Origin of the sequence: Kribbella sp. NPDC050820, from assembly GCF_040653975.1 — a bacterium.
Classification (GTDB): Bacteria; Actinomycetota; Actinomycetes; order Propionibacteriales; family Kribbellaceae; genus Kribbella.
Window position 1 is genome coordinate 1 of the sequence record NZ_JBFAHB010000043.1, and the last position, 7,973, is coordinate 7,973.

The following is a 7,973-nucleotide window of genomic DNA, read 5'->3' on the forward strand; positions in this document are numbered from 1 at the left end:
GACCCCGGCCGCGGGCCGGGATCACGGATCGAGGCTCAGTGGGTCCAGTCCCGCGCGAGCTCGTGCTCCTTCTGCAGGCCGGAGCGGATGGCGCCGACCACGAAGGGCTCGATCTTCTTGCCGATCAGCGGGACGGCGACCTTCACGTCCAGGTCGATCGCCTGCACCGTGCTCGCGCCGGTCGGGGTGATCTCGGCGTTGCCCTTCAGGGTGACCGGCGTGTTGCTGATCTCGCCGCTGACGTCGGCCTTGCGGGACCCGTCGGCGGCGGCCGGGTGCCAGGTCTCGGTCTGTACGACGGTCAGGGTCTGGCCGACGAACTTCCGGGCGATGTCCGGCACGTCGTCCGACGGCATCTCGCGCTGCACCTTGACGATCGTGTCGCCGCCGGACTCGGTCACCTCGACGGAGTACGACAGCGCCTTGGTCTTCTGGCACGCCTGCTCGCGGAAGGTGGCGTCCGTGACGATCGCGAACACTTCCTCGGGTGTGGCGTCGTACGACGCCGACAGCTTCAGCTCCATGCCGGACATCATGGCACTACCGCTCGGTCACCCGACTACCCCCGAGGCGCGAGCAGCAGGCTGACGGTCCGGTTCTGTGCCGCCGTATGGAACGGTGCGACGCGCTGGTCGCCCGACTGCAGCGTGAAGGCGGTGAGCGGCAACCCGGACGCCTGGCTGAGCTGCTGGGTCGCGGTCCGTGCCCGGAGCAACGCCGTACGGGAGCCACCCGACGAGCTGCTCCCCGGTACGACGACCGAGTGGCCAATGACCGTGATCGCGGCGTCGAGGCCCTTCAGCCGCTTGCCGAGCACAACCAAGTCGTCCCGCCCGGCCGGCGTGAGCTCACCGCCGCGCGAGAACACCCCTTCCTCGAAAAGGATCCGGACAGCTCGCGACTGCCGCTGAACGATCAGACCGTCTCCTGCGACCTTCGTCTCGATCGCGTCCAGCCGGGCGTCGAGCGCAGCCGCAGCGGCCCGCCGTTGCGCCTCGAGCGCCGCCAACTGCCGAGCCAGCCGATCCGCACGCTCCTGAGCGCTCGTACCCACCGCCGGCACAGGTGCAGGCGTCGCAGTCGCCACCGGCGGCTCAGACCCATCCAGCCGAACCACCGCACCCACACCCAGTACGGCGACCGCCACAACCCCAGCCACCGCGCCCACTGGCGTCAGCGAAGCAGCTGGTCGCGAGCGGCGGTCATGCCGACTGGCTGATGGGGAAGCGTTTGCTCGTAGGGTGGGTGGGGTGAGGTTGGTGGAGCGGTGGGCTGCGGTGGGGGGTGTAGGGCGTGAGGAGGCGGTCAGGGCGGCACGGGCGCGGTCCGGGGTGGCTGACCTCACGCGGCGAGAGGTGTGGGGTGACCGGCCGCCGGAACTCACCCAGGCGATCCTCGACGACGCAGACGTGGATCGCGCCCGCCCCTGGCCGCAGACGCTGCTGTCCGACTACGCGCGCTACTGGCGCGACGGCGTACGCACGGCCTACGAAGACCCCGCCGGTGAGCTCCGCCGCCGTACGTCGACCGCCGTCCTGGCGGCCGCACTCACAGCAGACCAGGCATACGTCGACGCAGCCGCCGACGGACTGATGTTGCTCTGTGAGCAGACCACCTGGTGCTGGGCGGCGCACGAGTCCTTCGCGACCGCCCGCAGCGAGGTGGTCGGCGATCCCGACGAGCCGTACCTGGACCTAGGCGCAGCTGAGACCGCAGAGATCCTCGCCTGGGCCGACCTCGTCCTCGGACCCGCACTGGACGAGAGAGTGCCCGGCCTGCGTCGGCGGATGCGGCGGGAGACGCGGCACCGAGTCACCCAACCGTTCCGCACCGACCGTCGCTGGCACTGGCTCGGTCTCGACGGACGCCTGCACAACTGGAACCCGTGGATCCACGGCCACGTCCTCGCCGTCGCGTTGTTCCTCGAGGACGACCCGCAGGTCCAGCTGGAAGTCACCGACCTCGTGGTCGACGGTCTCAGCCGCTATCTCGACGCGATGCCGGCCGACGGCGGCTGCGACGAGGGCTACGCCTACTGGTGGAACGGCCCGGCCCGACTCGCGCTGGCCCTCGACCTCCTCGACCGCGTCACCGACGGCGCGTTCGCACCATGGTCCTGTACGCCGCTAGCGGAGATGGTCCGCTATCCGCAGCGGGTCGCGCTCGGCGACGGCTGGTACGTCAACGTCGCAGACGGTTCCGCCCGTCCCGACCCGAACCAGCCGTGGCATGTCCTCCATCGCTGGGCCCGCTACCACCAGGACGCCGAGGCGATGGCACAAGCCGCCGCCGCGCACCGCGACCTGCCGATCGCTCCGGCCGCCGGGCTCGGGCGCGCGGTGCTGGGGCTCACCGACGACACCTGGTGGAACGCCGGCAAGGCCGACCTGCCGCTTCCGAAGTCGACGTGGCTTCCGGACGTGCAACTGTTTGTTGCCCGCGACAACGGTGGTCTGACCCTGGCGATCAAGGGCGGGCACAACGATGAGAACCACAACCACAACGACGTCGGCTCGTTCATCGTGGCCCTCGACTCCACACCGGTGCTGATCGACTTGGGCCAGCCGACGTACACGGCGCTGTCGTTCTCCGATCGGCGCTACGAGCAGTGGGTGGTCCAGAGCGGCTGGCACAACGTGCCGGTGATCAGCGGCCACGAGCAGCAGCCCGGCCCGGAACACCGAGCGACGGATCTCGTCGTACGGGAGAACTCGCTGGCGCTCGACCTCACGCATGCGTGTCCGGAGGCGCCACGCTGCCGCCGCGTCGCGACTGTGGCGGACGGCGCGATCACGATCGCCGACGAGTGGGAAGGGTCGGCCGCCGAGCACTTCGTCATCGCCGGTACGCCGATCAGCCACGACGCCGGCCGGTTGACGATCAACACGTTGGGCGGCGGCTGCGCAGAACTGACCTGGAACGCCGACCTGGGCGCCGGACACCTTGAGGAGCGGGCAGTCGACGACGCGCTGCTCGAACGCGTGTGGGGCCCGACCGTGCACCGGCTGGTCGTCGACTGCCCGGGCAAATCCTTCCGCCTGACCGTCCGCAGAGGAGAGCGACCGTGACTGACGCGCCGTACACCGGCATGACCCGGGAGTCCTGGGCGGCGACCGCGGACGGGCTGTTGCTGGCGCTGCGCCCGTGGGCGTCGCCGGATCACGCGCGCATCGAGTTGCCCGGCCAGCCGAGTGCGTACGGTCCCGACAGCGATTCGCTGGAGGCGTTCGCGCGGTCGTTCCTGCTGGCCGCGATCCGGTTGCACGGTGAGCACGGCAACGATCCGCACGGGGTCGCCGAGTGGTACGCCGCCGGTCTGCGCGCCGGCACCGACCCGGCCTCGCCGCATGCCTGGCCGCGTCCGGACCGGCTCGGGCAGGCGAAGGTAGAGGCGTGCTCGATCGCACTCGGTCTGCATCTCAGCCGGCCCTGGTTGTGGGACCGCCTCGGCGAGGCCGACCGCGAGCGGATCGTGGACTGGTTGGGGACCGTGGTCGGCGAGGAGTACCCGCCGATCAACTGGGTTTGGTTCCAGATCGTCGTCGAGACGTTCCTCAAATCGGTGGGCGGCCCGTGGTCGAGCGCCGATATCGAGAGCGGGCTGGCGGTGCACGAGTCGCTGTACCGCGACCACGGCTGGTACGCCGACGGGCCGGAGCGCGCGTTCGATCACTACAACGGGTGGGCGCTGCACGTCTATCCCTTGCTCTGGGCAACCATGGATCCGTCGGCCGACCCGAAGCTGGTGTCCGCGTGGCGTGAACGACTTGCGCAGTACGTCGAGACCGCCGTCCACCTGATCGGCGGCAACGGCTCGCCGTTGGTCCAGGGCCGCAGTCTGACGTACCGGTTCGCGGCGGCTGCTCCCTTGTGGATGGGGGCTGTCACGGGTGCGACCGACGTACCTCCGGGGCTGCTGCGGCGCGCGGCCTCCGGGATGCTCGCGCACTTCCTCGATCACGGTGTGCCGGACGACCGGGGTCTGCTGAACCTTGGCTGGTACGGCGAGTGGCCGCGGATCGCGCAGTCGTACTCCGGGCCGGGATCGCCGTACTGGGCAGTCAAAGGCATGCTCGGCCTGATGTTGCCGGCCGATCATCCGGTGTGGACCGCGACCGAGGAACCGCTGCCGGTCGAGACCGGCGACTTCACGCTCGAGATCGCGGAGCCGGGGTGGATCGTCAGCGGCACGAAGGCCGACGGCGTCGTCCGGATCGCCAACCACGGCACCGATCACTCGGTCCCGGGCGACCAGCGGGCCGACTCGCCGCTTTACGCGCGGCTCGGCTACTCGACCCACACCATGCCGCCGCTCGACCGGGAGGCGTGGTCGGGTGCGATCGAGAACAGCGTGGCTCTCGTGCATCCCGAGTTCGGCCCGAGCCATCGCAACGGGTTCACCACGGTGCGCTCTGGTGTTTCGGTGACGTCCGCGCACTGGGTGCCGACCGACGAGGACCACGGGCCCGAGCACGGCTCGGGTCGCGGCGGCAGTGTGGTCGAGGGCCCGCGGCTGGTGGTTGGTTCTGTACTGCGCGGCAGCCACGAGGTGCGGGCCGTGGTCGTCGAGGGTGACGTGGATCCCTCGTGGCGGCTCGAGTTCAGCGGCTGGCCGCTGTCCGCCGACGAGCCGCCGCTCGACACGCTCGAGGGCAACAAGGCCAAAATCGCGTCCAATGGGCTGGTGTCATGTGTTGCCAGCAGCAACGTTTTCGAGTACGACGTACGGCGTCTGACCGACGCGAGCCCGCTCGGCACGCACAGCGCGATTCCCTGTGCCCGGGTGCAGCCGGAAGCCGGCGTGCTGTACGTCGCCGTCGTCGGTCTGGGTGGACCGCCCGACCAGGCGCCCCACGTGTCCGGCGAGGGCCGCGCCGTTCGCCTCGAGTGGGAGGACGGCTGGGTCGATTACCTGCGTCTGGACACGTGAGGCGAGCGGTGTCAGGCCGCCGTACGGACGTTGTGGACCGCCCGCCTCGGCTCGAACTCGCGGTCGTTGGAGCCGTCGAACGGCAGGGCCTCGAGGTTCCAGCTCCATGACACCGTGGGCGTGACCCGCAGGTACCTGCCGGTCCCGAACATGCCGGTGTGCTCGACGAAGTCAGCCGTGCCGTAGACCCGGAGGAACCGCGGTGTCCACGGCGACGTGGTGACCACGTCGTCCCACAGCAGCGCCACCTTGGTGTTGCCGGCGCCGACGTTCAGGTACTTCCGGGTCTTCTCCGGGTGGTGTCCGCCGCTCAGGTAGAAGTACGTCCCGTCGTACTCGATGCCGACCGGGACCGCGTCCGGCTGGCCGTCGGAGGCGACGGTCGCGATGCGGCCGACCGGCTGGGTGTGCATGTACTCGATCTCGTCCTGGGTGAAGGACATCTGCTGTCGCTCCCTTCGAGGGTGTGCATCTCGGCTAAAGTACTACGTAGATGGCAACTAGTAAAACGCTGGTTGTATTCCGGCGGAGAGGAAGTTTCGGTGACCGGCAGATCGGACAAGCGGCGGGCGATCCTCGACGGCGCGCTCGAGGAGTTCGCCCGGGACGGGTACGCGCGGGCCGGGATGGACGCGATCGCCGCGGCCGCGGCGGTGTCCACGCGGACGATCTACGCCCACTTCGGCAACAAGGCCAAGCTTTTCGAGGCCGTGATCCAGGACAGCGCGACCCGGGTCGCCGACACCCAGATCGCGATCATCGAGCGGCACCTCGGCAAGATCGTCGACCTCGAGGACGACCTGGAGGCGTTCGGCCGGGACCTGGCCAGGCCGATGACCGGCTACCAGAGTCACTTCGCGCTGGTGCGGCACGTCAACGCCGACCTCGACCACATCCCGCCGGCGGCGGTCGAGGCCTGGCAGCAGGCCGGACCGCGGCGGGTGGTCGCGGCACTCGCCGGGTGTTTGGGTGCGATAGCCGATCGCGGCCTGCTGACCCTCGACCCCTCGGAAGAGCCGAAGGCCGCCGCGGAGCTGGCCGCGACCCACCTCATGCTCCTGGTGCAAGGGGCAGTGCCGTTCCACCACGGAGCCGGCGCGAACCGGGAGGCGGATCTGGACCGGATCGTCCGGGCCGGCGTGCGGGTCTTCCTCCGCGGTTACGCGCCCGCGAGCGGCCGGGGAGTTGCCGGAAAGCGGCGCTAGCGGACGCGAAGCGGAATCGACGAGTCGCGGATGATCAGCTCGGGAGTGACCAGGATCCGCTGGGCCGGGCGCCGGTTGCCCTCGATCAGCCGGGCCACCATCAGCTCGACCGCGGTCCGTCCGACCATCGGCTTCGGCGGCCGGATCGCGGTCATGGCCGGCTCGGCGAGTCGGGCGACCTCGTCGTCGTACGCGACGATCGCGAGGTCGTCCGGGATGGTGATGCCGCGCTCGGTGCAGTACTGGGCGATCGACATCGCGTCCGGGTCGGAGTGCACGACGAGGGCCGTCGTACCGGCGGCGCGGCAGCGTTCCAGCAGTTGGGCGATCGTCTCGCGGTAGCCGGGTTCGACCATCCGGATCGACTCGCGGATGATCAGGTCGGGGGAGATGCCGAGTTCCGCGCAGACCAGCTCCCAGCCGCGCTCGAGGTGCATTGACGTCGGGCTGCCCTTGGACAGCACCAGGCCGATGCTGCGGTGCCCGTGCTCATGCAGGTGCCGTACGGCGATCTCCAGTCCGAGTGCGTGGTCGCTGCGAACCCACTCCAACTGGCGCTTCGTCGGCGTCCAGCGTGGCGGGTGCCGCTCGACCAGGACCACCGGGACCGGCAGGTCGCCGATCCACTGGATCATCTCCCCGACGTCGTCACCGTCCAGATTCGGCGCGAGCAGCAGGCCTTGCACCTGCTGCGACTCGATCAGCCGGGTGATCTGCCGCTGGTCCTCGGCCCAGTCGTACGTCGACCCGCGCAGCTGGACCTGGACGTCCTGAGCCGCGGCCGCCGAGCGTGCACCGGACACGATCGCCGGCCAGTAGTAGTCCAGCGACGGCACCACCATCCCGATCGTGAACCGCGGCGGCCCAGTACCCCGCCGCCGAATCTGTGTCGCCGGCCCGAGGTCCGTGGGCAGCGTCGCCCCACCGTGCACCTTGGTCAGCAGGTTCTGCGCCGCCAGCGCCGCGATGTCCCGCCGTACGGTCAACTCACTCACCCCGAGCAGCCCCGCAAACTCCCGCACCCGAATCGCCCCATGCCGCCGCAGCTCACCCATCAACCGCTCCCGCCGCTGCACCCCGAACAACTTCTCCTCACTCACCACAACCACCCCCGCCCTCGACTGGTAGGACCGCCAGCGGCGGCTGTCCTTCCACCGCCTCCGGCGGGCGCCGGATCTGGCTCAGGCTGAACGCCACCGTCGCCCAGACTGCTCGCCGGCGGCCGCCGGCCGCTGTCCCGCGTGGATGTGCCCGACGGACGCCCTGCCCGTCGGCACACAACAACCCGAACGGATGACACGACCACTCTCCTCACATGCCGCCTTGCTCAGCAGCAACTGTCAGTCGCCGAATCACAGCACCCTCCGCGGCTCTCGCCGGAGGCTCGTCCAACGGACGTGACCGGCCGGTCGGCAGGTAGCCCGGTGGACGGGTGAACCGGTGAATGTCGCCGACTGCCTGGGCGACTCGCCGCCGGCAACCTCCCGATCTGACCGTCGAATCGTGGATTTCGGCTGATGCCGGCCGCCGAATCCGACCAAAACCCAAGACTCGACGAGGCTCTGGGCGTCGGGCGATTGGCCGGCGGCAACATCCCGCTCTGAGTCGTCGAGTTGTGGATTCCGGCAGATGTTGGCCGCCGAATCCGACCAATATCGACAACTCGACGAGGAGTTGAGCGTCGGGCGATTGGCCGGCGGCAACATCCCGCTCTGAGTCGTCGAGTTGTGGATTCCGGCAGATGCCGGCCGCCGAATCCGACCAAAATCCACGACTCGGCGAGGAGTATGGGTGTCGGGTGGCGCGTCGGCGGCGACATCCTGCTCTGAGTCGTTGAG

Annotated in this window: 7 protein-coding genes; 3 read left to right on the plus strand and 4 right to left on the minus strand. The window is 69.8% G+C overall.

Annotation, left to right across the window (positions count from 1 at the left end):
• Positions 1-35 precede the first annotated feature (35 nt).
• Positions 36-524, minus strand: coding sequence for a DUF2505 domain-containing protein (locus AB0H36_RS29885; protein WP_360530772.1), 489 nt, complete (start codon positions 522-524; stop codon positions 36-38).
• 35 nt (positions 525-559) lie between these two features.
• Positions 560-1,159, minus strand: a complete 600-nt coding sequence (locus tag AB0H36_RS29890; RefSeq protein ID WP_360530775.1) for a hypothetical protein — start codon at positions 1,157-1,159, stop codon at positions 560-562.
• 172 nt (positions 1,160-1,331) lie between these two features.
• Between AB0H36_RS29890 and AB0H36_RS29895 the strand changes: the two genes are divergently transcribed.
• Positions 1,332-3,068, plus strand: a complete 1,737-nt coding sequence (locus AB0H36_RS29895) for a heparinase II/III family protein (protein ID WP_360530778.1) — start codon at positions 1,332-1,334, stop codon at positions 3,066-3,068.
• Positions 3,065-4,930 carry a DUF2264 domain-containing protein gene (locus AB0H36_RS29900; protein ID WP_360530781.1) on the plus strand — a complete coding sequence of 622 codons (1,866 nt, stop codon included), beginning with the start codon at positions 3,065-3,067 and terminating at the stop codon, positions 4,928-4,930. The genes AB0H36_RS29895 and AB0H36_RS29900 overlap by 4 nt, the downstream gene beginning before the upstream one ends.
• An 11-nt stretch (positions 4,931-4,941) precedes the next feature.
• Here the strand turns inward: AB0H36_RS29900 and AB0H36_RS29905 are convergent, their stop codons facing one another.
• Positions 4,942-5,373: a PPOX class F420-dependent oxidoreductase gene (locus tag AB0H36_RS29905; protein ID WP_360530784.1), complete on the minus strand. Its 432-nt coding sequence runs from the start codon at positions 5,371-5,373 to the stop codon at positions 4,942-4,944.
• 99 nt (positions 5,374-5,472) lie between these two features.
• Here AB0H36_RS29905 and AB0H36_RS29910 point away from each other — a divergent pair, with 99 nt between their 5' ends.
• On the plus strand, positions 5,473-6,135 hold the full coding sequence (locus AB0H36_RS29910; protein WP_360530787.1) for a TetR/AcrR family transcriptional regulator: 663 nt from the start codon (positions 5,473-5,475) through the stop codon (positions 6,133-6,135).
• On the opposite strand, the gene AB0H36_RS29915 is transcribed toward AB0H36_RS29910, so the two are convergent.
• Entirely contained in the window at positions 6,132-7,235 is a 1,104-nt protein-coding gene (locus AB0H36_RS29915) for a substrate-binding domain-containing protein (RefSeq protein ID WP_360530790.1), read from the minus strand. The genes AB0H36_RS29910 and AB0H36_RS29915 overlap by 4 nt on opposite strands.
• Positions 7,236-7,973: the final 738 nt, after the last annotated feature.